This window comes from Pseudomonas sp. SGAir0191 (assembly GCF_002812565.2).
In the GTDB taxonomy this organism is placed as follows: Bacteria; Pseudomonadota; Gammaproteobacteria; order Pseudomonadales; family Pseudomonadaceae; genus Aquipseudomonas; species Aquipseudomonas parafulva_B.
Genome location: NZ_CP025035.2, coordinates 1,996,686 through 2,018,390 on the forward strand (window position 1 = coordinate 1,996,686; position 21,705 = coordinate 2,018,390).

At 60.8% G+C, this 21,705-nt stretch carries 24 protein-coding genes; 7 read left to right on the forward strand and 17 right to left on the reverse strand.

Features of this window, described 5'->3' with window-relative positions; genetic code table 11:
* Nucleotides 1-72 precede the first annotated feature (72 nt).
* A protein-coding gene (locus tag CWR53_RS09125; protein ID WP_375335469.1) for an IS3 family transposase occupies nt 73-1,442 on the reverse strand; the annotation gives its coding sequence in 2 pieces (ribosomal slippage) (nt 73-960 and nt 963-1,442; 1,368 coding nt in all).
* Between the two features lie 299 nt (nt 1,443-1,741).
* Here CWR53_RS09125 and CWR53_RS09130 point away from each other — a divergent pair.
* Nucleotides 1,742-1,969: a hypothetical protein gene (locus tag CWR53_RS09130; protein WP_100851305.1), complete on the forward strand. Its 228-nt coding sequence runs from the start codon at nt 1,742-1,744 to the stop codon at nt 1,967-1,969.
* A gap of 17 nt (nt 1,970-1,986) precedes the next feature.
* On the opposite strand, the gene uvsE is transcribed toward CWR53_RS09130, so the two are convergent.
* The 8 genes from uvsE to CWR53_RS09170 all read right to left on the reverse strand — a co-directional run bounded on the left by uvsE (nt 1,987) and on the right by CWR53_RS09170 (nt 11,216).
* On the reverse strand, nt 1,987-3,000 hold the full coding sequence (uvsE, locus tag CWR53_RS09135; protein WP_100851306.1) for a UV DNA damage repair endonuclease UvsE: 1,014 nt from the start codon (nt 2,998-3,000) through the stop codon (nt 1,987-1,989).
* A gap of 27 nt (nt 3,001-3,027) precedes the next feature.
* Nucleotides 3,028-5,220 (reverse strand): xanthine dehydrogenase family protein molybdopterin-binding subunit, encoded by a 2,193-nt coding sequence (locus tag CWR53_RS09140; RefSeq protein WP_100851307.1) that lies wholly within the window; start codon nt 5,218-5,220, stop codon nt 3,028-3,030.
* On the reverse strand, nt 5,217-6,218 hold the full coding sequence (locus tag CWR53_RS09145; RefSeq protein ID WP_100851308.1) for a xanthine dehydrogenase family protein subunit M: 1,002 nt from the start codon (nt 6,216-6,218) through the stop codon (nt 5,217-5,219). Before CWR53_RS09145 ends, CWR53_RS09140 begins: the two co-directional genes overlap by 4 nt.
* Complete coding sequence (locus tag CWR53_RS09150) at nt 6,215-6,721, reverse strand: (2Fe-2S)-binding protein (protein WP_058603931.1); 507 nt, start codon at nt 6,719-6,721, stop codon at nt 6,215-6,217. Before CWR53_RS09150 ends, CWR53_RS09145 begins: the two co-directional genes overlap by 4 nt.
* A 97-nt stretch (nt 6,722-6,818) precedes the next feature.
* A complete protein-coding gene (locus CWR53_RS09155; protein WP_100851309.1) occupies nt 6,819-8,606 on the reverse strand; it encodes a thiamine pyrophosphate-requiring protein in 1,788 nt (595 codons plus the stop codon).
* 107 nt (nt 8,607-8,713) lie between these two features.
* Nucleotides 8,714-9,094 carry a hypothetical protein gene (locus CWR53_RS09160; protein ID WP_058603933.1) on the reverse strand — a complete coding sequence of 127 codons (381 nt, stop codon included), beginning with the start codon at nt 9,092-9,094 and terminating at the stop codon, nt 8,714-8,716.
* 84 nt (nt 9,095-9,178) lie between these two features.
* Nucleotides 9,179-10,657 (reverse strand): MFS transporter, encoded by a 1,479-nt coding sequence (locus CWR53_RS09165; RefSeq protein ID WP_100852611.1) that lies wholly within the window; start codon nt 10,655-10,657, stop codon nt 9,179-9,181.
* A gap of 112 nt (nt 10,658-10,769) precedes the next feature.
* On the reverse strand, nt 10,770-11,216 hold the full coding sequence (locus CWR53_RS09170) for a hypothetical protein (protein ID WP_100851310.1): 447 nt from the start codon (nt 11,214-11,216) through the stop codon (nt 10,770-10,772).
* 298 nt (nt 11,217-11,514) lie between these two features.
* Here CWR53_RS09170 and CWR53_RS09175 point away from each other — a divergent pair, with 298 nt between their 5' ends.
* Together CWR53_RS09175 and CWR53_RS09180 are read left to right on the forward strand one after the other, a co-directional pair.
* Nucleotides 11,515-11,802, forward strand: coding sequence for a general stress protein (locus CWR53_RS09175; protein WP_058603935.1), 288 nt, complete (start codon nt 11,515-11,517; stop codon nt 11,800-11,802).
* Between the two features lie 60 nt (nt 11,803-11,862).
* A complete protein-coding gene (locus CWR53_RS09180; protein WP_058603936.1) occupies nt 11,863-12,741 on the forward strand; it encodes a manganese catalase family protein in 879 nt (292 codons plus the stop codon).
* Between the two features lie 60 nt (nt 12,742-12,801).
* Here CWR53_RS09180 and CWR53_RS09185 read toward each other — a convergent pair whose 3' ends face one another.
* The 3 genes from CWR53_RS09185 to CWR53_RS22940 all read right to left on the reverse strand — a co-directional run bounded on the left by CWR53_RS09185 (nt 12,802) and on the right by CWR53_RS22940 (nt 14,734).
* On the reverse strand, nt 12,802-13,926 hold the full coding sequence (locus CWR53_RS09185) for a mechanosensitive ion channel family protein (RefSeq protein WP_058603937.1): 1,125 nt from the start codon (nt 13,924-13,926) through the stop codon (nt 12,802-12,804).
* A gap of 210 nt (nt 13,927-14,136) precedes the next feature.
* Nucleotides 14,137-14,520: a low affinity iron permease family protein gene (locus CWR53_RS09190; RefSeq protein ID WP_100851311.1), complete on the reverse strand. Its 384-nt coding sequence runs from the start codon at nt 14,518-14,520 to the stop codon at nt 14,137-14,139.
* A 64-nt stretch (nt 14,521-14,584) separates the two neighbouring features.
* The gene (locus CWR53_RS22940) at nt 14,585-14,734 is read right to left on the reverse strand and encodes a hypothetical protein (protein WP_181405472.1); all 150 of its coding nucleotides are present in this window, start codon (nt 14,732-14,734) and stop codon (nt 14,585-14,587) included.
* A gap of 129 nt (nt 14,735-14,863) precedes the next feature.
* Between CWR53_RS22940 and CWR53_RS09195 the strand changes: the two genes are divergently transcribed.
* Together CWR53_RS09195 and CWR53_RS09200 are read left to right on the forward strand one after the other, a co-directional pair.
* The gene (locus tag CWR53_RS09195; RefSeq protein ID WP_100851312.1) at nt 14,864-15,577 is read left to right on the forward strand and encodes a DUF72 domain-containing protein; all 714 of its coding nucleotides are present in this window, start codon (nt 14,864-14,866) and stop codon (nt 15,575-15,577) included.
* A gap of 73 nt (nt 15,578-15,650) precedes the next feature.
* The gene (locus CWR53_RS09200) at nt 15,651-15,875 is read left to right on the forward strand and encodes a hypothetical protein (protein WP_100851313.1); all 225 of its coding nucleotides are present in this window, start codon (nt 15,651-15,653) and stop codon (nt 15,873-15,875) included.
* 203 nt (nt 15,876-16,078) lie between these two features.
* Here the strand turns inward: CWR53_RS09200 and CWR53_RS09205 are convergent, their stop codons facing one another.
* A complete protein-coding gene (locus CWR53_RS09205; protein WP_058605215.1) occupies nt 16,079-16,324 on the reverse strand; it encodes a hypothetical protein in 246 nt (81 codons plus the stop codon).
* Nucleotides 16,325-16,510: 186 nt separating this feature from the next.
* Between CWR53_RS09205 and CWR53_RS09210 the strand changes: the two genes are divergently transcribed.
* A complete protein-coding gene (locus tag CWR53_RS09210) occupies nt 16,511-17,620 on the forward strand; it encodes a Gfo/Idh/MocA family protein (protein WP_100851314.1) in 1,110 nt (369 codons plus the stop codon).
* A 39-nt stretch (nt 17,621-17,659) separates the two neighbouring features.
* Here the strand turns inward: CWR53_RS09210 and CWR53_RS09215 are convergent, their stop codons facing one another.
* Both CWR53_RS09215 and CWR53_RS09220 read right to left on the reverse strand, forming a co-directional pair.
* Nucleotides 17,660-18,130, reverse strand: coding sequence for a hemerythrin domain-containing protein (locus CWR53_RS09215; protein WP_058605217.1), 471 nt, complete (start codon nt 18,128-18,130; stop codon nt 17,660-17,662).
* Between the two features lie 100 nt (nt 18,131-18,230).
* On the reverse strand, nt 18,231-19,985 hold the full coding sequence (locus CWR53_RS09220) for a glycoside hydrolase family 15 protein (RefSeq protein ID WP_100852612.1): 1,755 nt from the start codon (nt 19,983-19,985) through the stop codon (nt 18,231-18,233).
* A gap of 225 nt (nt 19,986-20,210) precedes the next feature.
* Here CWR53_RS09220 and CWR53_RS09225 point away from each other — a divergent pair, with 225 nt between their 5' ends.
* Nucleotides 20,211-20,504, forward strand: a complete 294-nt coding sequence (locus CWR53_RS09225; RefSeq protein ID WP_100851315.1) for a DUF6555 family protein — start codon at nt 20,211-20,213, stop codon at nt 20,502-20,504.
* Nucleotides 20,505-20,573: 69 nt separating this feature from the next.
* Here CWR53_RS09225 and CWR53_RS09230 read toward each other — a convergent pair whose 3' ends face one another.
* Complete coding sequence (locus CWR53_RS09230; RefSeq protein ID WP_100851316.1) at nt 20,574-21,065, reverse strand: hypothetical protein; 492 nt, start codon at nt 21,063-21,065, stop codon at nt 20,574-20,576.
* Nucleotides 21,066-21,090: 25 nt separating this feature from the next.
* Nucleotides 21,091-21,594 carry a CinA family protein gene (locus CWR53_RS09235; protein WP_100851317.1) on the reverse strand — a complete coding sequence of 168 codons (504 nt, stop codon included), beginning with the start codon at nt 21,592-21,594 and terminating at the stop codon, nt 21,091-21,093.
* Nucleotides 21,595-21,705 lie beyond the last annotated feature (111 nt).

The window sequence follows — 21,705 nt, forward strand, 5'->3', positions numbered from 1 at the left end:
TAGTCAGGATGGGTGCTGTACCTATCTCTGGGCTATGAGGTTTGAGCTGCGCCCCAAATGTTGGACAGTTGGTTAGCCTATCTCAGCCTGAGTCCTGTAAGCCACAGGGCTCAGGCCGTTGAGCTTCATTTTGATTCGATCATGGTTGTAATAATGGATGTATTCAGCCAACCCCGCCTTAAGCTCAGCCACGCTTGCGAAGCGCTCACGGTGGAAGTACTCCGATTTGAGCGTCCCAAAAAAGCTTTCCATCGCCGCGTTGTCCAGGCAGTTGCCCTTGCGTGACATGCTCTGTTCAAGCCCTGCTTCTTTCAACCGCTTGCAGTAGTCAGGGTATCGATAATGCCAGCCTTGATCTGAGTGCAAGAGCGGCCGGCTGTTAGCTGGTAGCCTATTGATTGCTGTCTCCAACATTTCGCCTACCAAGGTAAATCGGGGTCGGGAGTCGGTACGATAGGCAACGATCTCGCCGTTATAAAGATCCATGATCGGAGAAAGGTATAGCTTCTCACCTGCCACTTTGAACTCGGTAACATCCGTTACCCACTTTTGATTTGGCTGGTCTGCGCGGAAGTCGCGCTTAAGGATGTTGGGGGCGGCTTCGCCCATTAGCCCCCGATAAGATTTGTACTTCTTGGGGCGCACTGTACATTTCAGGTCCAGTTCGGCCATCAGACGGCGTACCTTCTTACTGTTAACCGATTGCCCTTCGCTACGCAGCGTAGAGGTGACTCGCCGATACCCGTAGCGGCCGCGGTGCCGGTGGCTGATGTCTTGTATCAACGTTTTGAGCGAGGCACACCGATCCCCAGCCTCGAGCACGCCGAGCTGGTAATAATAAGTGCTGCGCGACAAATGAGCTGCTTTGAGCAGCCAGGCAAGCGGGTAAAGCTTACGTAGCGCCGCGACTAGCCGGGTTTTTTCCTGGCTATCTTCTTCTTCGCCTTCTCCTCGTCTAGCTCCTCGAGCTTTTTTAGATAGGCGTTCTCCGCTTCGAGCTGGGCTAGCCTTGTCAGCAACTGCTCGCGAGTGAGTTGCTCAGTAGGCGTGGATGAAACGTCTTCAGACTTGCGGGGTGCTTTAGGCATCGCGGTAATCACTGGCTTCTTACGGGGCGGTCGGGGTTGATGTCCGCCACTGTAATACTGTTCCTCCCAACTGCGAACCAGTGTGGAATTGCCGAGGTTGTAAAGCGCTGACGTGGCACGCAACGAAAGGTCTTCGCGCCATTTATGATGAAGAACGGCGAGCTTGAACTCGGCGCTGTAATGGCGGCCTGTTTTCTCCAGACTGGCCTGACCGTGCGTACGGTAGGCCACGACCCAGCGACGAAGGAGCGTCGGATCCATTTGGAACTGTGCGGCAACATGGCGAAAGCCATACCCGCGATCAAGAAAGGCCTGAATGGCTGACAGCTTGAACTGCTTTGAATACCTGCGCATAAAAACCCCAAAAGTGGACGGATGTCCAACATTTGGGGCGCAGCTCAGTTCCGTGTGGGAGCGGCCCTTGTGCCGCGATGGGGCGCGAAGCGGCCCCAGGATATCAGCTTTGCCGCTGACGTTGCCGGGGCCGCTTCGCGCCCCATCGCGGCACAAGGGCCGCTCCCACAAGGAGATTGCTAGCTTGGGGACGTAATCACGTCATCCACGTATTCGACTTAATGAACGACGTAAACACGCATGAGTCTACTTGATGCTTTCTCTTAGCATGACTAATACTAAGGAACGGCCGATGAGGGATGATCATGCAGATGCGCTTCGTTGTGGTTCCAGCTGTACCGCAAACCAAAGAATGGCTGCCACGGCGACTCGGCTTTCCATCATCGTTAGGGGAGGGCTACGACCTGTACGACACCCAGGACAAGGTCAGGCTGAGTCTAAACCTGCCGACTCGCGCACAAGCTGAATACGAGTGCAGCTGTCGTAACGGCTGCGAAGTGGCCGACGACCTGACCGGAAGCGGCTGAGGGCATGCCCGGGGCGATCAAGCCAGGTAGTCGTTGAAGAACTCCAGCGTGGCCAGGTTCTTGTCCTTGCATTCGAACATAATGTCGAACCTATCCAGAAACTGCAGTGCGTAGCGGTTCGTCCAGCGGTTCCACATGCGAGCGCTGTGGGCATACAGGTCGCGTTTGTTCACCTGTTCCAGCAACTCATCGATCACCAGCTTGCGATCAGGGTCGAAACCCAGCGCCTGCAGATGTTCCGGGGGCTGAGAATAGTGCATGGTCGGGCGTACGCCGCGCCAGCTCTCGATCACCCGCTCCACTCGCCCATCGTTCGGGTCGATGTAGTCACCCTCATGGATCCAGCAATGGTGGATATCCAGCACCACCGGCGCCAGGTCCGTCAGCGCTAGACAGTCGTCGAGCCCATAGGTCTTCTCGTCGTTCTCGAAGGTGATCACGTTGCGGGCCACATCGGACAGGCGCGGCCATACGGTGCGAATACCCGCACCGCCCAGCCGGCCAGCAATGTGCACATTGCATTTGAAGTCCTGGAAGACCTGTCCGTAGCCCATCATGCGGATCATGTCGGCATGGTATTCGAACTCGGCCAAGCTGTTGTCCACCACATCGGGGCGGTCTGAGCCCAGCACGCAGTACTGCCCAGGGTGAAACGACAGGCGTATCTCCCGGGCGCGTGCGAAAGCACCAATGGCGGCGAAACGTTCGGTCATCAGCGCTTGGAAATCCGCCTCGCGGTACACGTGGGCCACGCTAGGGTGGCTGTACAGCGGTAGCAGGTCGCTGCTCAGGCGCAGCATGCGCAGCGCCTGGGGCAGCTGGGCCACGTAGTCGAGCAAGCGCAGCTGGGCCTGGAGATTGTGTTCAACCAGTTCCAGCAACTTGTTCCGGGCCGCCTCGCGGGAGGCGCCCGAGACCCAGCGCAGCGTCGTGCTGCGCGGGTTGAACGTCCGCTCGATGGTCTCCAGCTCCTTGACCGACAAGCTGCGGTGGGGGTGCCGGTACATGCAGGCGAAACCCAGGCGTGGCATGCAAATACTCCAGAGGGCTGGGCCCGTTTACAGCAGTTTGTCCAAGGTGATCGGGAACTCGCGTACCCGCTTGCCCGTGGCATGGTAAATGGCATTGGCCACAGCCGCGGCTACCCCCACCACGCCAATCTCGCCCACCCCTTTGGAACCCAGCTCGTTGACGACATGATCATGCTCTTCGACGAAGACCACCTCGATATCGCCAATGTCAGCGTTCACCGGTACGTGGTACTCGGCCAGATTGTGGTTGAGGATGCGGCCCAGTGCATGGTCGGTCTGGGTTTCTTCGTGTAGTGCCATGCCGATGCCCCACACCACGCCCCCCAGAATCTGGCTGCGCGCTGTCTTGGGGTTGACGACCCTGCCTGCCGCCACCGCACTGACTACGCGGTTGACGCGCACGGTGCCTAGGTCTTCGTCCACCGATACCTCGACGAACACCGCCGAATGGGTGGCCGTGGAGTAGGGTTTGCGCTTGTCGTCTGGGCCTGCCTCTACCTGCACCTCGAAGCAGGCTTGCTGGGCACTGGGCAGCAGGTCGGCAAGGGCGAAGCAATGCTCACCGGCGCTCACCTGGCCACCTGCAATCACGAACGCGGAATCGTCCAGGCTGGCCAGGCTCGGGAGCTGTTGCCTGGCCTGCTCGACAACCTGCTTGCGCAGCTCCAGGCAAGCTTTGCGTACGGCAGAGCCGACGGAAGACACGGTGAATGACCCGCCTTGCAACGGAGCCTTGGGCAAGGAGGAATCGCCCAGCAGGAACGTCACATTGGCCATGTCGAGGCCTGCGGCGTCGGCAGCGATCTGCGTCATGACGGTATAGGTGCCAGTGCCAATGTCGGTGGTGGCACTGCTGACGGTCAGGTGCCCGTCGCAGCCCAGGCGCGCCTTGGCGCTGGCTTGCATTTGCATGGCTTCCCATACACCACCGGCCATGCCCCAGCCTATGCGCTGGTTGCCGTCACGCATCGAGCCGGGCGTAGCCTGACGCTTGTGCCAACCGAAACGCTCGGCCCCTTGCGCGTAACAGGCCAGCAGTTCTTTGCTCGAATAAGGCTTGCCCTCGTTGCCGTTGTGGCTGGCAAAGTTACGTCGCCGCAACTCGACCGGGTCCAGCCCGGCTGCGCAGGCCAACTCGTCCATGGCACATTCCAGCGCCAGCACGCCCGAACCTGCACCCGGCGCGCGCATATCCAACGGGGTGTAGACGTCCAATGGCGCCAGGCGGTAACTCAACGCAACGTTGTCGCACTGGTACAGCATGCCGCTCCACTCGACGACGTGTTCGGCAAAGTCTTCAAAACGTGACGTCTGGCCAATGGCATCGTGACCAATGGCAGACAGGCGGCCTTGCGCATCGGCCGCCAGGCGCAGGCGCTGCTGTGTGCGTGGGCGGTAGCCAAAGGTAAACATCTGCTGACGGGTCAAGGTCACGCGAACCGAGCGCATCAGGTGCAGGGCAGCCATGACCGCCAGAGGCAGCTGATACTGCGGACGCAGGCCCGAACCGAAGGCGCCACCGACGAAGGCTGCCTTGACGCGCACTTTTTCCTTGGGCAGGCCAAAGACGTTGTGCACGTATTCCTGGCAATTTTGCGTACCTTGGGTTTTGTCATGAATGACCAGGCTTCCGTCGAGCTGATAGCACACGGTGGAGGCATGGGGCTCCATCGGGTTGTGGTGCTCGTTGGCCGTCCAGTAGGTGGCGTCCACGCGGGTAGGGGCACTGGCGTACTGGCCTGGAAAGTCACCGCGCGGCTCAGGTGTTTCAGCCGGCGCATCGTGCGCTTGACCCAGTACCTTCTCAAGGTCGGATTCATGGCTTTGCTGGCTATAGTGGATCTCGACCAGCGAACCTGCATGACGGGCGATTTCCAGCGTCTGTGCTACGACCAGGGCAACGGGCTGGCCGCTGTAGAACACGCGGTCGTTGAACAACGGTCTGAAGGGCGAGCCCTCGGCTGCATCATCGTCGCTGTAGTCATCGTCGTAGCTGGAAATACGCGGACGGTTGATGTGGTCCAGCACCGCCACCACGCCTGGTACCTGCAGCGCTTTCTCGCTGTTGACCTTGACCACCCGGCCACGGGCGATGGTGCTGGAAACGACGCTGCCGTGCAGCAGGCCTTCTTCCGGGTAATCGGCGGCATAGCGCGCCTGCCCGGTGACCTTGGCCGCGCCGTCGACGCGGTCCGCTGGGGTTCCTACTACTTTGCTCATTGTGCGTCCCCTTCGAGGCTGCCGCCGGCGGCGGCCTCGTTCAATGCCCGAATGATGGCTTGTTGAGCCAGCTGCACCTTGAAGCCGTTCTGGCTCAAGGGCTGTGCCCCTTGCAGCAGGGCAGTGGCCGCTTGGGTGAACAGCTCGGTGCTGGGCGCCTGGCCTTGCAAAATGGCTTCGACAGCTTCGTTGCGCCATGGCTTGTGGGCCACGCCACCCAGGGCGATGCGGGCCTCTTGAATTAACCCGTTTTCGATGCGCAGGGCAGCGGCAACCGAGACCAGCGCGAAGGCGTAGGAGGCTCGATCACGCACCTTCACATAGCGGAAATGTTCGGCAAATCCTTGGTCGGGCAGCTCGATGGCGGTAATCAGTTCATCAGGCGCCAGGTGGTTGTCCTGCTGCGGCGTATCGCCGGGCAGACGATGGAACTCGGCGAACGGAATCTGGCGCTTGGCGGCAGGCCCTTGCACATGCACCACGGCCTTCAGGGCAGCCAGTGCCACGCACATGTCTGAAGGATGAGTCGCCACGCACGCCTCGCTGGCGCCGAGAATCGCATGAATGCGATTCAAGCCGCTGCGTGCTGGGCAACCGCTGCCGGGTTCACGTTTGTTGCAAGGCGTACCGGTGTCGTAGAAGTAGTAGCAGCGCGTACGTTGCAACAGGTTGCCGCCAGTGCTTGCCATGTTGCGCAGCTGCGGCGATGCGCCGGCCAGGATCGCTTGCGACAGCAATGGGTAGCGCTGGCGGATGAGCGGGTCCCACGCCAGGTCCGCGTTGCTGACCAATGCGCCGATCAACACACCACCTGCGTCGCACGGCTCGATGCGGTTGAGTTCCAGCCCCGTGATGTCAATCAGTCGCTCGGGCCGCTCGACATTTTCCTTCATCAAGTCGACCAGGTTGGTCCCGCCTGCAATGAAGCGCGAGGACCCATCGGTCAGGCGCAGCGCCTCTTCCACCGAGGCCGGCTTGTGGTAGCTGAACGGGGTCATGTGCGCGCCCTCTTGATCAGCGGCAGGGCCTGTTCGACCGCGGCCACGATGTTGCTGTAGGCGCCGCAGCGGCATAGGTTGCCGCTCATCTGCTCACGGATGTCGGCACGGGTATGGGCGTGGCCTTCGTTGGCCAGGCCCACGGCCGAGCAGATTTGGCCAGGTGTGCAGTAACCGCACTGGAAGGCATCCTGGCTGATGAATGCCTGCTGCATGGGGTGCAATTGGTCACCCTCGGCCAGGCCTTCGATGGTGACGAGGTCGGCACCTTCGCACATCACCGCCAGGGTCAGGCAAGCGTTCACCCGGCGGCCATCGCGCAGCACGGTACAGGCCCCGCATTGGCCATGGTCGCAACCTTTCTTGGTGCCCACCAGGTCCAGCTGCTCACGCAGCAAGTCGAGCAGGGTGGTCCAGGGTTGTACCGTCAGGGCCTGGGGTTGGCCATTGAGGGTGAAGTTCAGGGTCTGCTGTGCAGTGCCCTGTTCAGGGAGTGCAGTCATGGTAGGTCCTCACGGTTCGATTGCGCACAGTGGGCTGTGTCTATGGAGTGCGACTGGTCAGGCGCCCGGAACGTTCATCCCGAGCGCCAGGCCCTTGTCATTTCTTGGCCGGCAGTACCGCGCTCAGCACCTGCTTGGCGGTCTGCACGATCACGCCGGCCTCATCCGGGTCACCCTTGAGCAAGGTGGTTGCAAACTTCCTGGCCTGCTCGAGTTTCAGGTGCGGCGGCAGTGGCGCTACGTTGGGGTCAGTCTTGAACTCGATCAGCACCGGGCGATCAGCTGCCAGTGCGCGCTCCCAGGCGGGGGCGACATCTTCCTCGCGCTCGACGTAGATGCCCTCAAGACCAATCGAAATGGCGAACAAGTGATAAGGCACGTCGGGTATCGATTGAGAGGCTTCGAACTTCGGATCGCCCTCCATCACGCGCTGCTCCCAGGTCACCTGATTGAGGTCTTCGTTGTTGAACACCGCGCAGATCCACGTGGGGCTTTCCCACTGCTGCCAGTATTTGGCCACAGTGATCAGTTCGGCGAGGTTGTTCATCTGCATGGCGCCGTCGCCCACCAGGGCGATCACTGGCCGGGTCGGGTGGGCGAACTTGGCAGCAATGGCGTAAGGTACGGCCGCGCCCATGCAGGCCAGGCCGCCCGACAAGGAGCACTGCATCCCCTCACGGATCATCAGGTCCCGGGCGTACCAGTTGGCGCACGAACCCGAATCACTGGATATGATCGCCAGATCTGGCAGGCGCGGGGATAGCTCGTGCACCACTCGCTGCGGGTTGATCGGGTCGGCCTTGACCAGCGCGCGTTTGGTCAATGTCTTGTCCCAGCTTGCGCGCCATTTCTCGATTTTCTTGCGCCAGCTGTGATCTGGGCGCGTGTGCAGCAATGGAAGTAATGCCTGCAACGTCTGCGCGGCGTCACCGACCAGGTTCACCTCCATGGGATAGCGCAGGCTGAGCATGTCTGGCTGCAGGTCGATTTGAACGCCGCGCGCCTGACCTTCCTTGGGCAGAAATTCGGAATACGGGAAGCCAGAACCAATCATCAGCAGCGTGTCGCATTCGGCCATCAGTTTATAACTCGGCTCGGTCCCCAGCAGGCCGATGGCGCCCGTTACCCACGGCAGTTCATCGGGCAGAACGCCTTTGCCAAGCAGGGCCTTGGCAACGCCAGCACCCAGTTGCTCAGCCACGGCGGCTACCTCTTCACTGGCCCCCAGCGCGCCGGCCCCGACCAGGATGGCGACCTTGCGTCCTGCGTTGAGCACATCGGCCGCGCGCTGCAAGTCGGCATCGAAGGGGACCACCTTGGGTTTGCTATAGCCAATGCCCGAGTGCACGGTGCCATGGGCACGGGTTGGGTCTTCGTAGGGCAGGTCCTGCAGGTCGTTGGGCAGGATCACGGCCGTCACGCGTCGCTCTCCAACGGCTGTGCGCACGGCGCGGTCCACCAGATGACGTAGCTGTTGCGGCGTGGATGCCTGCTGCACAAACGCACCGGCGACGTCCTTGAACATCGAGACCAGGTCCAGCTCCTGCTGGTAATGACCGCCCAAGGCGGCACGCGCTTGCTGGCCCACGATCGCCAGGACCGGCTGATGGTCCATGCGCGCGTCGTACAGGCCGGTGAGCAGGTGCGAGGCACCCGGCCCGGACGTGGCGATGCACACGCCCAACTCGCCGGTGAACTTGGCGTGGGCACTGGCCATGAAGGCGGCCATTTCTTCGTGCCGGGCCTGGATGAATTGGATCTTGCCGCCCGCGCGGTTCAAGGCGCCGAACACACCGTTGATTCCGTCGCCTGGGTAACCAAAGATGCGGCGTACGCCCCATTGATACAGCCGTTCGACCAGAAAATCGCCTACAGTGCCGCTCATCGTCTTCTCCTGCCGCGTCTCGGATAAGTTCTGGACTTGGCAGGGAAGACTAAAGTTTCAACGGACTTGAAGCGGTTCAGCTGACCGGGATAACCCGTTCCTGCACATCAGCCGTGCTTGCGCAGCGCTTCGATCAACTCGGCCTTGGTCATGGTCGAGCGGCCCTTGATATCCTTGCTGCGCGCCTCCTTGAGCAGGCTCTCCTTGGTCTGGGATTCCAGTGAGGCCGAGCTGTTGCGCGGGTGACCCTCGCGGGACTTGGCAGCCCGCTTGGCAGAATCGGAACGTGCGGCTTTCTTGTCGGTGCTGCTGGTCTTGCTGCCAGAGCCACCCTGCTTGTCGCCCCCGCCCGATTGCTTGTTCACCGTGGCCCAGGCACGCGCCTCGGCCTTGTCCTTGGGCAAACCCTTGTCCTCATAGCTTTGCTCGATGTGCTCGGCTTTGCGCTTTTGCTCTTGGGTGTACTTGTCCTTGTCGCCGCGTGCCATGGTGGTCGCTCCTCATTGGTTGGGTATTAGGGTTGAAGGCCAGCACACGCTCGAGTGCCGATGGGCGGACGGACGGCAGGCCCTTTAATCGGCGGATTCCACCTGAGATAGGGGGCGGGCGACGTGCTCCAGTGACCGGCGCTCTGCGGCTACCCCGTAAATGGCCTGGACGACTGCCGCTGCCAGCATGAGCGCAGCGCCGAGCAGGTACCCATACCAGACTTGGGTACGCTCGCCCGATTCGATCAAGGCACCGAACAATGTCGGCCCTACCATGCCACCCAGCCCCGTGCCGAACGCATAGAACACGGCAATGGCCAGAGCACGGATCTCCAGCGGGAAGGTTTCTGCCACCGTGAGGTAAGCAGAGCTGGCCGCGGCCGAGGCAAAGAAGAAGATGACCATCCACGCGATCGTTTGCTCGACGGCATTGATCATCCCCTGTTCGAACAGATAGCCGCTCAGGGTCAGCAATACGCCCGACAGGGCATAGGTGGTGCTGATCATGATGCGCCGCCCTAACACATCGAACAGCCGCCCGAGTAACAAGGGGCCACAGAAGTTGCCGAGCGCGAACGGCAGGACATACCAGCCAACGCTGGAGGAGGGCACATCGTAGAAGTCGGTCAGCACCAGGGCGTAGGTGAAGAAGATGGCGTTGTAGAAAAAGGCCTGTGCCGTGAGCAGCGTCAGGCCTACCATGGCCCGGCGCCTGTGGACGACGAACAGGCTGTGAAATACCTCGGGCAAAGGCGTGTGGTGCCTGGCTCGCAATTGCAGGGGCGGGCTATCCAGTGCAGGCAGTGCCAAGCCTTGATCGCGGCACCTGCGCTCGATGTCGGCCACAATGCGTTCAGCCGCCTCGGGTTGATTGTGGATCATCAGCCAGCGCGGGCTTTCCGGCACCCACAGCCGCATCAGCATGATCAGCAGGCCCAACGCAGCGCCAATGCCAAAGCATAGGCGCCATCCAAGATCACCGTGCGCCATCGAAGGGTTCAGCAGCACGATGGCACCCACTGCACCCAGCGCAGCGCCTAGCCAGAACGTACCGTTGATGGTCAGGTCGACCCAGCCACGGTAGCGCGCTGGAGTGAACTCCTGGATGGTTGAGTTGATAGCGGTATATTCCCCACCAATGCCCGCGCCTGTGAGAAAGCGAAAGACCATGAAGCTCCACAGGTTCCAGGAAAATGCCGTGGCAGCGGTGGCGCCGATGTAGAGCGCCAGGGTGATGAAAAACAGCTTGCGCCGACCCAGGCGGTCGGTCAGCCAGCCGAAAAAGAGCGCGCCGAGCACTGCCCCGGCGATATAGATGGCGCCAGCCAGGCCGACATCGCGGTTGCTCATGGCCAGGGCAGGGCTGTCCTTCAAGGCGCCGGCCAATGACCCGGCAAGGGTGACTTCCAGACCGTCCAGTAGCCAGGTGATGCCAAGCGCTACCACCAGCAATGTGTGAAATCGTGTCCATGGCAGTCGATCGAGGCGGGCGGGGATATCCGTGTCGTAGAACCGCTGGTCGTGACTACTGGCGTGTGTGTCGTGTCTGGATTCAGTCGCCACGTCAGCCTCAAGTCCGTTGTAGCTGTCGTTCAAAGGAAGGGCTGCACAGCAGCCCTTGTATTCCACGTGTCAGGCTTGGTGAGCCATAGCGCGAGTCACATGCACCGGATGATCAGCTACCACCCGAGCCGCCTGCGCCGCCGGCACCGCTACCTGAGCCGCCGCTCCCGCTCCCGCTGCCCATGCCGGTACCTCCGCTGCCGCCCATGTCGCCTCTACCGCCCATGTCGCCACTCCCGGTGCCGCCCATGCCCGAGCCGCTCCCGGTGCCGCCGGCGCCCGTGTTCGCCCCATTACCGGTACCGGTACCCGAGCCGGGAGCAGTGCCATCGCCCCCCGTGGCGTCGGTGCCGTTGCTCCCGGTGCCGCTTCCGGTGCCCATGCCATCGCCCGGGGTGCCAGAACCGCTGGCGCCGCTGGTGCCATTCATGGTGCCGTGATCGCCCGATTGCATGCTGGGGGTGTGTTGATCATTCATGTTGGTTGCTGCCATGACCACCGGCGCGGATGCGCCCAGGCAGAGCGCGAGCAGCAGGGAAGAAGGTTTTAGCATTGTCATGATGAAGCTCCTTTTATGAGGTGTCCTCGTAGTGTTCGTCAGGTTGGACTGCCGGCCGTGCCCGGTAATCGACGAACGGGCTTAGCTGAGCCCGTAACTAATGGCACGACAGTCATTTGCCCGCCTTCGTCCTGAGTGCACCCCAACATCGCGGCAAGCTCAAGGGTCCCAAACGTTCGCCCAACAGTGCTTCGCGCAATTCGTCAGGCTGGAGTGAATCGCTTTGACCAGCCGCCGTTTGCTGCGGGTCACCCATGAACACAGACCAACCTGTGTGAACACATGAGAGGTGAACATCATGGCTAGCAATGACAACAAGCATGCAAACCAAGGCGGCAGCTCCAACACCAACCCAGGCAACTTCGCCAATGACCGAGAGAAAGCGTCCCAGGCAGGTCACAAGGGAGGCCAGGCATCAGGCGGTAATTTCGCCAACGACCGTGAGAAAGCGTCCGAAGCGGGCCGTAAAGGTGGGCAGGCCTCCGGAGGCAACTTCGCCAATGATCCGCAGAAAGCCGCTGAGGCGGGCCGCGAAGGCGGCAAGAACAGCCACGGCGGTGGCCGCTCGAGCGATGAGAATCGTTGATCAACGTTGAACCGACCGGGGCAGTGACCGCTGCCCCGGCACGATGATGAGGATTTACCGATGTTCATGCACAACAAGCGACTGCAGTACACCGTCCGTGTTTCCCAGCCCAACCCTGGCCTTGCGAACCTGTTGCTTGAACAGTTCGGCGGGCCCCAGGGTGAACTTGCCGCCGCGATGCGCTATTTCACCCAGGCCGTGACCGAGGATGACCCAGGGCGCAAGGACATGTTGTTCGATATCGCCACCGAAGAACTCAGCCACCTCGAGATCATCGGATCGATCGTGGTGATGCTCAACAAAGGTGCCAAAGGCCGTCTGGCCGAAGGGGTGGAAGCCGAGGGTGAACTGTATCGATCACTCACCGGCGCGGGTAACGACTCGCATGTCACCAGCCTTTTGTATGGGGGTGGCGCTGCGCTGGTGAACTCTGGTGGCATTCCCTGGACCGCTGCCTACATCGACACCATTGGAGAGCCGACGGCAGATCTGCGCTCGAACATTGCCGCCGAGGCCCGCGCCAAGATCGTGTATGAGCGTCTGATCAACGTGACCGATGACCCCGGCATCAAGGATGCGCTCGGTTTTCTGATGAGCCGAGAAATTGCCCATCAGATGTCTTTCGAGAAAGCGCTGCATTCCATCCAGCCCAACTTCCCGCAAGGCAAAATGCCGGGTGATCCCGAGTTCAACCGTACCTACTTCAACATGTCCCACGGCGGGGAGGTGCGCGGCTCATGGAACGAAGGCCAGGATTGGGTCTACGTGGATCAGCCGCAACCGGCCGTCGATGGCGGTAATGGTATGGCGTCGGTGGAGCTCGATGGGGCCAGTGCAGACGCAGTGGAGGCCATGAAGCTGAGAACCCAGTCCGATCCCGACCTGCAGCCAATGACCGGTGCCGAATTGGGCAAGGTCAATGGTGATGAGCCTATATGAACCGGCAGGGCAGCGGACCGTCGGGTCCGCTGCTACGTTCAAGCGTTACATGTCACGCGTTCACGCCCCCCGCATACCCATGTTGTCTCGCCCTTGCGCATGCACGTTCGCCTCCTGCGGCAGCGCCGTGACCTTGATGGCCCGCACCGGCACAGCGAACTTGGCGCCGATTTTCGAGAACCGTTCAAGCAGCTTGAAGTTGATGGCCTGCTGGATGTCCATATACAGGTTGTAGCCTGGGTCCTGCACGATGTAGACGCATTCGAACTCCAGCGCCTCCTTGCCGAAGCCACGCAAGTGCGCCCGGTCGAAGCGTGCTTGGGCTTGAGCCTTGATCGCTTCCTCGACGATCCCGGGCGCTTTCTTCACCGCCTCGGTAGGCGTATCGTAGGACAGACCAAACTCGAACACGATGCGACGTTCTTGCAGGCGCTTGTAGTTCTGGATGGTGCTGCTGATCATGCTGGCATTGGCCATGACGATCTGCTCGCCGCCCAGGCTGCGGATGCGCGTGGTTTTCAGGCCAACATGCTCGACGGTGCCGGCCAGGGGGCCAATGACGATGAAGTCACCTACCTCGAACGGTTTGTCCACAGCGATGGACAGCGAGGCGAACAGGTCACCCAGAATGTTCTGCACAGCCAGAGCGACCGCAATACCGCCCACACCCAAGCTGGCGACGAAGGCGGTGATGTTCACGCCCAGGTTCGACAGCATGGCCAGTAGCACGATCGACCACAACAGCACCCGCGCACCCCAGGCCGACAACGTGGCCAGGGCACTGCTCTGCTGGGAACCGTCCGGGTTGTGGCGGGTGAAGTAGCGATCCAGGCCCAGGCCGATGGCACGGTTGGCCCACAGGCCGATCTGCAGCGCTGCGACGACGAACCAGAGGCTGCCAACCCGGCTCAACCAACGCTCCGGCAGGTCGAGCATGCTCAACCCCACCAGCAGCGAAGCCAGAAACAGCAGCGAGTTACTGGTGCCTGATAGGACCTTCTCCACCACATGGCTCAAGGCCCCGGAATGCGAGGACCAGTGCTTGACGCGCCGCTGTACGAAACTGATGGCTGCCCTGGCGACCAGGAACGTCAGTACGGCCACAGTGACTGCGAGTAACAGGTTGAGAATGGAGATACCGAAGAACGTGGTATCGGTGAACAGTGTGATGATGCGATCGCTCATGAAGGCTTGCCTCCTCTAGCAAAGATTTCGAGGTGTCAGGCGTCGAGCAAAACAATTGCCCTGCGAATGGTTATCGGATGATCCGTGCACGTCGATCCTAGACAGATGAACTGTGCGGGTCGGGTAGGGGCCCGTGCGCGTGTAGGCCATTGATTGGTCCACGATGGACAACAAGTGGGGCCCGGTCCAGCGATGCGCTGATACGGCACATCATGGCTGCGGCGCGTCGTCTTCAAGCGGTGTGCCGGTACGTGCGGCCAGTGCACGGTATTCCTTGCGCAGCTCGCGCAGGGTCTTGCTGTCCATGGCCTCCAGGTCCAGCACCGAACGTTGCGCCGATTGAGTGGCGCGGATCAGCTCGTCGAGCTTGACGTGAATGATGTCGTTGTCTCGGTTCTGGGTGTTCTGGATCAGAAACACCATCAGGAAGGTGATGATGGTGGTCGAGGTGTTGATGATCAGTTGCCAGGTATCGTTGTAGTGGAACCATGGGCCGGAAACCGCCCACATGATGATGAGCACGATGGCCATCAAGAACGTGCTGGGGCGGCCGGCCTGGTTGGATAGCCACTGACAGAACTGCGCGAACTTCATCGGATCCCTCCAGGTGATTGCAGCGTTTGCGGCGACGCAGTGTGCGCCGCCAAATGTGTAAGGGTCAGCCGTCAGATTGCTCTTCGGGTGGTACCTGGCCTTCCGGCCATTCGGGAGCCGGTTCGGTGGGTTCCTGCTTAGGTGCTTCAATGGGATCACCCGGATTGTGCGGTACGTCGTCCACATAGGGGTCTGGTTGAGTGGGGTGGGTCATGGGGGATTCCTCCTGGGATGTGCTGCGTTAGTGCCCAGCCCGTTGCCGGGTGTTCCATCGAATCTGCCAAGTGGAACGCCTGGACACTCAAGCGACTCCACCATCGAGTGAGGTCAAGGGGCTACTGAGATGATCTACCTAGGCTGTGCAGGCTGGAGCCTGCCCAAGGAGCACGCTCCGGCTTTTCCCGAACCAGGCAGCCATCTGGAGCGCTACGCCGCGCGCCTGAGTGCTGTGGAAATTAACAGTTCGTTCTACCGGCCCCATCGCCCGCAGACCTATGCGCGCTGGGCCGCATCGACGCCTGAGGACTTTCGCTTCTCGGTCAAGGTGCCCAAGGCGGTCACCCATGAAATGCGTCTGCAAGGGTGTGAGACGGCGCTGGACAGCTTTCTGGCCCAATGCGGGGAGTTGGGGGAGAAGTTGGGCTGCTTGCTCGTCCAGTTACCACCGTCGTTAGGGTTTGACGAGGCTGTCGTCAGGCGCTTTTTCGAAGCACTGCGGTGCAGGTTCGACAAGCCAGTAGTCGTCGAACCTCGGCATGAGACATGGCGTTCAGCCCAACAGCTGCTGATCGACTTTCAGGTAGGGCAGGTGGGGGCAAGCCCCTCCAGATTCGAGCTCGACGGCCAGCCCTCTGGCTGGTCAGGCATAGCGTATTGGCGGCTGCACGGCGTACCGGTGGTGTATCGGAGCGCTTATACCGATCAATGCCTACGGGAGCTTGCCGTCCAATTGAAACGCGCCCATGCCCAAGGGGCGATTACCTGGTGCATCTTTGACAACACGGCCAGTGGCGCCGCTGTCGGTGATGCGTTGTCGGTTCGCAGTTACCTGGGCTGAGCGAAGCGGATCAAACTTTTCCCCGGCGTTGCGCTCTGCTCATAAAGAAACCCTGTTCACGTTGGAGATGCTCATGAAAGACACTCACACCCACACCGGCGACAAAGTTCCGCGTCCGATTTCCTCAGAGCAAGCGCAAAAAGGCGATCAGTCACCTGATCCTGTGTTGGAACGCCCTGATCCGGCCACCGAGGCCATCGACAAGGCTATCACCCCAACTTCCATCAAGGAGCTGGAGGAGCAGACCCGTGCGATTGAGCAGCAGACTGAGAACGTGGAGAAGCGCTTGAATCGTTAAGCGATGGGGTCGTTTTGCTGCATGCGCTGTGCTTTCCTGAAATTCAAGCCAGCGGCTTATTGCTGCGATGGGCCGCAAAGCGGCCCCAAGATTTGAGCTCCGCCCTGATATTGCAGCGTCGCACCTTGAGTTGTCGGGGCAGGTCTGGCGCCCTTGCAAGGCCGCTTACCCACTGGCAGCGCGTAGCCTTGACAAGCCCCACGTCAACCCGGCTCCATCATCGTATTCTTTTTCCATCCCCGCAGATTCATGACGCACAGCGTGAACTGCAGAATGATCAGCGCCCAAGCCTCGGCTTGCCAGCCCCAGGCCGCCCACAACAGGTTGCTTGCAATGAAGCAGCAGAAGCCGACCTTGCGCCGGGCGGGTCGCCGCGAGCCTATGCACCATGCTGCCACTACCGTTAGCACCATGGCCGGCCATTCCAGCCAATCGATCCAAGCCTCCATCGAACGGTCCTCGGTCCTGGTTTGTTCGTGGGACAGGCCAGTCGAAGCCGGGTTCAGATCGATCTTCTTTCCCAGACATTCCTTGCGATGACAGCGCGTGCGTCAACGTTTTTTTGAACCTCACCCGGCGTCGGCTTGCCCACTTCAGAGGTATTGCTTTGAATCATGATCTAGAGGAGGGGTGTCATGCCCAGCACAGCACGCAAGGTCCGTTATGGTGTAGTGGCCGGCGGTTCGATTTCCCAGGGCGCGTTCATGCCCGGTATCGGGCAAACCGACAACTCGGAAATTACCGTCCTGGTCACCGGAGATGAGGAAAAAGCTCGGCAGTTGGGCGAGCGTTATGCCCTGCGCACCTACCATTACGACCAGTATGCTCAGATGCTCGCTGCGCGGGAGGTGGACGCACTGTACATTGCAACGCCCAATTTCCGTCACCGCGAGTTTGTAGTGCCGGCGCTTGAAGCCGGTATCCATGTGTTGCTCGAAAAGCCCATGGGCATCAGCGAAGCCGATTGCAAAGCCATGATCGAGGCTTCGAAACGCACGGGTGCCAAGCTGATGGTTGCCTACCGCCTGCACTGCGAGCCGGGCACGCTGGACATGATCGAGCGCGTGCACAAGGGCGATTTCGGTGATCCCAGGTTGTTCACATCCATCTTCACGCAGCGGGTCAAACCCAATAACCACCGTGCCCAGAATGGTTTCGAGGCCGGGCCGGTACCGGACATGGGCCCCTATCCCCTGAACATGGTCCGCCAGTTGTTCAACGCCGAACCCATCGAAGTCTCGGCCATGGGTGTTCGATCGCCTAGCAGCACCATGGATACCTGGGATACGGTCACCGTGAGCCTGCGCTTCGAAGACGAGCGGCTGGCGCAGTTCACCGTCAGCTATACCTTGCCGTCTACCGAGCGGTTCCAGCTATTGGGTACCAAGGGCGAGATCGAGGCTTCGCCGTGCTTCGGTTATGGGGAAGGGGTAGCGATCAGCTACAGGGCCACCATCGATGGCGAGACGCGTGTGCACGTCAACCCTGTGGTGGACCAGTTTGCTGGGGAAACGGCCTACTTCTCCGATTGCATCCTCAACAACGTCGCGCCCGAACCCGATGGGGAAGAGGGCTGGCGTGATGTACGAGTAGTCGAGGCAATCAAGCGAGCGCTTGAAACCGGTACACCGCAACGACTCGAACCACTGCCCGCTCGGCCGTTCGCGCGTCGATCCGAGCAGCGCAGGGCTTTTGCCCTGGCCCCGGTACCACCGATGGTTGATGCCGAGTCGCCGGCAGAATAACGGGCGAGCTGCGCGCCCCTTGAGGGCGCGCAGGCTTGATCACGCGGCGCGCTGTTCCGATTTGCCCTTGAGCAATTTCTTCTGCGCCATCATCGCCTGGCCCATCTCCTCGAGTTGCTGCTTACCCAGCAGCTTGCGTGCCGTGGGGAACAGCTCGCTTTCTTCTTCCTCGATATGGTGCTCCAACAACTCTTTCATCACCTTGACCCGCCCTGCGAACTCGACCGTGCCGGTGTCTGTGCCTTCAAGGTCAGGCAGCACCAGTGAATCGACGGTACGGTGCTCTTCCTTGGCCTCGTAGTACATCTTTTCCTCTTCTTTGCCACCAGCTTCTTTGATGGCTGGGTAAAGGATTTCCTCTTCCAGGGCGGTATGAATGGTGACTTCCTGCTTGATGCGTTCCAGCAGGTCGGCACGCTTTTTTACTGCGCGCTCTGTTGTCGAAGACAGCTCTTCAAGCAGTTTCTTGACCAACTGATGGTCCTGGGTCAGCAATTCGATGGCGTTCATGGATCACCTCTGCAGGTTGTTGTCATCACGGTTGCCATGGGTTGAGTCAAGCGCCAGGCCATCAGTTCCGCTGCACAGATGACGTGCCTGGCGTGTCCCCTCATCGACACGGTGCGCGACCACCCAGTGCCAACGCTGCGCGCAGCGCCGCCAGGTGCGTGAGGCCTTGCGGCAGGTTGCCCAGGTACTCTGCGGTATCAGGGTCGACCATCTCCGAATAGATACCTGCGCCATGGTCAAGGCCTTGCAGGGCACCTTCATAGGCTTGCTGCGCGCGGTCGTACTGACCGAGCAGCACCCAGGCTTCCACCAGCCAGAACGTGCACGCCAGGAAGCAGCCTTCCTCCTCGACCGCACCGCTGTAGCGATAGTGGAAGGGTCCTGCCGACAGGCTGTGCTGCACAGCGTCAAGGGTGCTCTGCAGCCGCTCAGGCGCCGGATAGCCGAAGCGCACCGCCAGGGCGATGCCTGCGTCCAGCCGGTCGCTGCCTGGGTAGAACACATACGCCTGGCGGGCCTCATGCCAGCAGTGGGTTTCGATCCACTCGAAAACACGGTCACGCTCGCGCGCCCAGCGCTGCCGGCAGGTAGTGGGCAGATGCCCGCCGTCGGCCAGTTCGATGGCCCGGCTCAGGGCCTGCCAGCAGCTGATCTTCGACAAGGTGTAGTGCCGCGTTTCTGGCAGCTCCCAGATGCCGGCATCTGGCTGGCGCCACTGGTCGGCGCATTGATCTGCCAGGCGTGACAGCAGCATCGCACTGCTGCCGTCCAGGATGTTGCCGGTGTCGATGAAGCAACGGGCAGTTTCGAATATGTCGCCGAATACGCCGTGCTGTAACTGGTCGCGCGCATCATTGCCCACTACGGGCGGCGATTGCTTGTAGCCCGGCAGGTCGATGGCGCGTGTGCATTCGCCAATGGCCCCGTCCAGGGTGTAGAAGACCTGCGCGCCATGCTCGGCCAGCCTGCGCAGCAACCAGGTAAATGCCGCCTTGGCTTCAGGCTGAGCGCCAATACCGAGGAAGGCTTCGATGGTATACCCGGCATCGCGCACCCATGCGAAGCGGTAGTCATAGTTCTTGCTGCCGCCGATGCGCTCTGGCAGGGAGGTGGTGGCAGCCGCCATGATCGAACCGCTGGGCGATGACAGCAGCAGTTTGAGCGCCAGCGCGTTGCGTACCACCACTGACTGGTAGGGCCCTTCATAGATGAGGCTTTGCGACCACTGCCGCCATTCGCGATCAGAGCCGTCGATTCGGTCATCGATCAAGCTAAGTGGCGGCACCACCAAGGGCTCGTCGTGCCCCGCGATCAAGGCCACTACGGTACGTTGCCCGGGCGAGGTGTCGAGCGTGGCGCGCACGCCCATATCGTCCTTGCGCCGCACGCTGAGCTGTTGGTCATGCAGGAACATCCCGAGAATATGGCCCGCGTGAAAAACGCAGCCGTTGTCGTTGGGCGTCAGGTACGGGCTCACCGTGTCGGCCTGGGTGCCGAAATCGATGGCGATTTCGAATGCGATCGACCCTTCGATGCCCTCGATACGGCGGGCCAGTTCCGCCCAAGGTAGGCGCCCGGCAGGCCCACTGTTCAGCGATTCGGTCAACCGCGCCCGGCCGGTTGCAGTGATGTACTCGGTCTCCACCACGTTGCTGCCGGGGCGATAGCGACGCTTTGCCTGATAGGGCTGGGTCGGGGTGATGGCGAAGAAACCGCCGGTCCTGGGCGAGAGCAGTCGATCGAACAGAGGGGGCGAATCCATGTGCGGCACGCACCACCAGTCGATGGAGCCGTCCAGGCCTACTAGCGCTACCGAGCGCCCATCGCCAAGGGCTGCATACTGCTCCAGCGCCAGCCATCCACCGGCGTCCCGTTGGGGCTCGGCACATTGCCGCGGGCTTTCAGATACGTCTTCCACATTGCAGCTCCTGCACCTTTGGTAGAGATGTGACTGAAGCGAAGCGAGAACAGTTCGTCATGACGTGGGCAACGGCAAGACGATGACTGTCGGGTCAAAATAAATGGAATCTTTTGTTACGCCTTTGGCTCCATTAGGCTGAGTTTGATGGAGGAGAGTCCAATGGCAGGACAACAACTGTATGTAATCGAGTACGAGCTACACGGAGAATTCAGGACTTTCATCATTCGACTGGAACGCATGGACAACGCCGAGGCCTGGCACTGGGCTAGCTGCGATGCAGGTGTCGGCATCATTCCGCGATTTGGTCAGCACAAGATCAAGAAAGTCAGCAGGCCCATGGCCGAGCGCTATGGGTTGACTAACGTGCGCTGGAGAGTCTCGGGCAAAGGCCCGGAGTTCGTTGCGCCTCCGGTGGACATGAAGAAATTCGCTGTTGCCACTGACAAGCCCTGAATTCGATGAGCTACACGCCGGTGGCATATGCCCCGGCGTGTCCAAGCGTCTGTACTCACCCGTTCAGTGCTACGGGTACAAGAATGTCGACAGTCGCACGGCGCTCTTGGCGCCGGCCCTTACGTGGCCTGTAACCTGGCCAAATGCTTCATTGCGCACGGTGAGGTGAACAGTGGCCATTCCTGCTTCGTCGGTCGCCACTTCAATGAGTATCGCCTTCCCTTGGGTTTGAGTACGCAGCGGTTGCGGTTGCACGGTTTCGATGCTGGCCTCCTGGAGCATGCTCCCGTCGAGTTGAACCCAAACCGGTTTGCTCGGCGCTCCCTTCACGCTGATCGATAGCTCGACAGGGCTTGCGCTGCGACCTAGTCGTTTGTAGTACACCTGTACCTTGCCATCAGCACTGATCGCCCTGGCATCGATCAACCAGGGGCTGGCAGGCACCATGGCGATCGCCAAGCCCAGTGGCAGTAAAAGTGCAAGCCATTTGAAGCGTCCGGCGCGCCTGAAGCGGTGATGGGCAAAGGCGCCTTCGGGTGCTGGGTAATGCTTGGAAGTCATCGGGTACTCGTTCATCGAAGTGTGATCAGGCCCGTTCGCCGCGTAGCCAACGTTGGTGATAATGCGCAAGTTGCGACAGTCCATAGGCCGCCCCCTGGCGCATCACCTCGTCACGCTCGCCAAAAAAGCGTTGGGTGACGGTGAAAACGGCAAGCGGCTCTCCGGCGAACGCCCAGGCAAAACACAGCGTACCGGGCGGAATTTTGCCTTGCGCGGCAGGTCCTGCGACCCCTGTGGTGGCAATGGCGACGGTCGCGTCGCTGTCTTTCAATGCGCCTAATGCCATTTCCCAGGCAACCGCCTCGCTGGTCAGGCCATAGCGCTCGATGGTCACGGGGCTAACGCCCAGCAAGCGCTGTTTGGCAGTGGGGGAGTAAACGACATAGCCGCTTTCAAGCACCTCGGCGGTGCCTGGCAGGGCGGCCAGGGCCGCTACCATGGCGCCGGCGGTGCATGATTCGGCAGTGGTCAAAACAAGGTCATGTTTTTTCAAGTAATCGAAGACGGACTCAATTGTGTCGATGGCCATACCTGTAACTCGCGCAGCATTTTGCAGTGGACGCGAGCGCCACGCTGTTGGTTCACTGCAAGTGCGTCCGCCCGTCCACCCTGCAGCAATCGAGCTGAACTTAGCGGGACT

Bases quoted from the DNA above. Each gene is read 5' to 3' on its own strand.
- CWR53_RS09130 (WP_100851305.1), top strand. From the start codon at position 1,742: ATGATCATGCAGATGCGCTTCGTTGTGGTTCCAGCTGTACCGCAAACC.
- uvsE (WP_100851306.1), bottom strand. From the start codon at position 3,000: ATGCCACGCCTGGGTTTCGCCTGCATGTACCGGCACCCCCACCGCAGC.
- CWR53_RS09140 (WP_100851307.1), bottom strand. From the start codon at position 5,220: ATGAGCAAAGTAGTAGGAACCCCAGCGGACCGCGTCGACGGCGCGGCC.
- CWR53_RS09145 (WP_100851308.1), bottom strand. From the start codon at position 6,218: ATGACCCCGTTCAGCTACCACAAGCCGGCCTCGGTGGAAGAGGCGCTG.
- CWR53_RS09150 (WP_058603931.1), bottom strand. From the start codon at position 6,721: ATGACTGCACTCCCTGAACAGGGCACTGCACAGCAGACCCTGAACTTC.
- CWR53_RS09155 (WP_100851309.1), bottom strand. From the start codon at position 8,606: ATGAGCGGCACTGTAGGCGATTTTCTGGTCGAACGGCTGTATCAATGG.
- CWR53_RS09160 (WP_058603933.1), bottom strand. From the start codon at position 9,094: ATGGCACGCGGCGACAAGGACAAGTACACCCAAGAGCAAAAGCGCAAA.
- CWR53_RS09170 (WP_100851310.1), bottom strand. From the start codon at position 11,216: ATGACAATGCTAAAACCTTCTTCCCTGCTGCTCGCGCTCTGCCTGGGC.
- CWR53_RS09175 (WP_058603935.1), top strand. From the start codon at position 11,515: ATGGCTAGCAATGACAACAAGCATGCAAACCAAGGCGGCAGCTCCAAC.
- CWR53_RS09180 (WP_058603936.1), top strand. From the start codon at position 11,863: ATGTTCATGCACAACAAGCGACTGCAGTACACCGTCCGTGTTTCCCAG.
- CWR53_RS09185 (WP_058603937.1), bottom strand. From the start codon at position 13,926: ATGAGCGATCGCATCATCACACTGTTCACCGATACCACGTTCTTCGGT.
- CWR53_RS09190 (WP_100851311.1), bottom strand. From the start codon at position 14,520: ATGAAGTTCGCGCAGTTCTGTCAGTGGCTATCCAACCAGGCCGGCCGC.
- CWR53_RS22940 (WP_181405472.1), bottom strand. From the start codon at position 14,734: ATGACCCACCCCACTCAACCAGACCCCTATGTGGACGACGTACCGCAC.
- CWR53_RS09195 (WP_100851312.1), top strand. From the start codon at position 14,864: ATGATCTACCTAGGCTGTGCAGGCTGGAGCCTGCCCAAGGAGCACGCT.
- CWR53_RS09200 (WP_100851313.1), top strand. From the start codon at position 15,651: ATGAAAGACACTCACACCCACACCGGCGACAAAGTTCCGCGTCCGATT.
- CWR53_RS09205 (WP_058605215.1), bottom strand. From the start codon at position 16,324: ATGGAGGCTTGGATCGATTGGCTGGAATGGCCGGCCATGGTGCTAACG.
- CWR53_RS09210 (WP_100851314.1), top strand. From the start codon at position 16,511: ATGCCCAGCACAGCACGCAAGGTCCGTTATGGTGTAGTGGCCGGCGGT.
- CWR53_RS09215 (WP_058605217.1), bottom strand. From the start codon at position 18,130: ATGAACGCCATCGAATTGCTGACCCAGGACCATCAGTTGGTCAAGAAA.
- CWR53_RS09225 (WP_100851315.1), top strand. From the start codon at position 20,211: ATGGCAGGACAACAACTGTATGTAATCGAGTACGAGCTACACGGAGAA.
- CWR53_RS09230 (WP_100851316.1), bottom strand. From the start codon at position 21,065: ATGACTTCCAAGCATTACCCAGCACCCGAAGGCGCCTTTGCCCATCAC.
- CWR53_RS09235 (WP_100851317.1), bottom strand. From the start codon at position 21,594: ATGGCCATCGACACAATTGAGTCCGTCTTCGATTACTTGAAAAAACAT.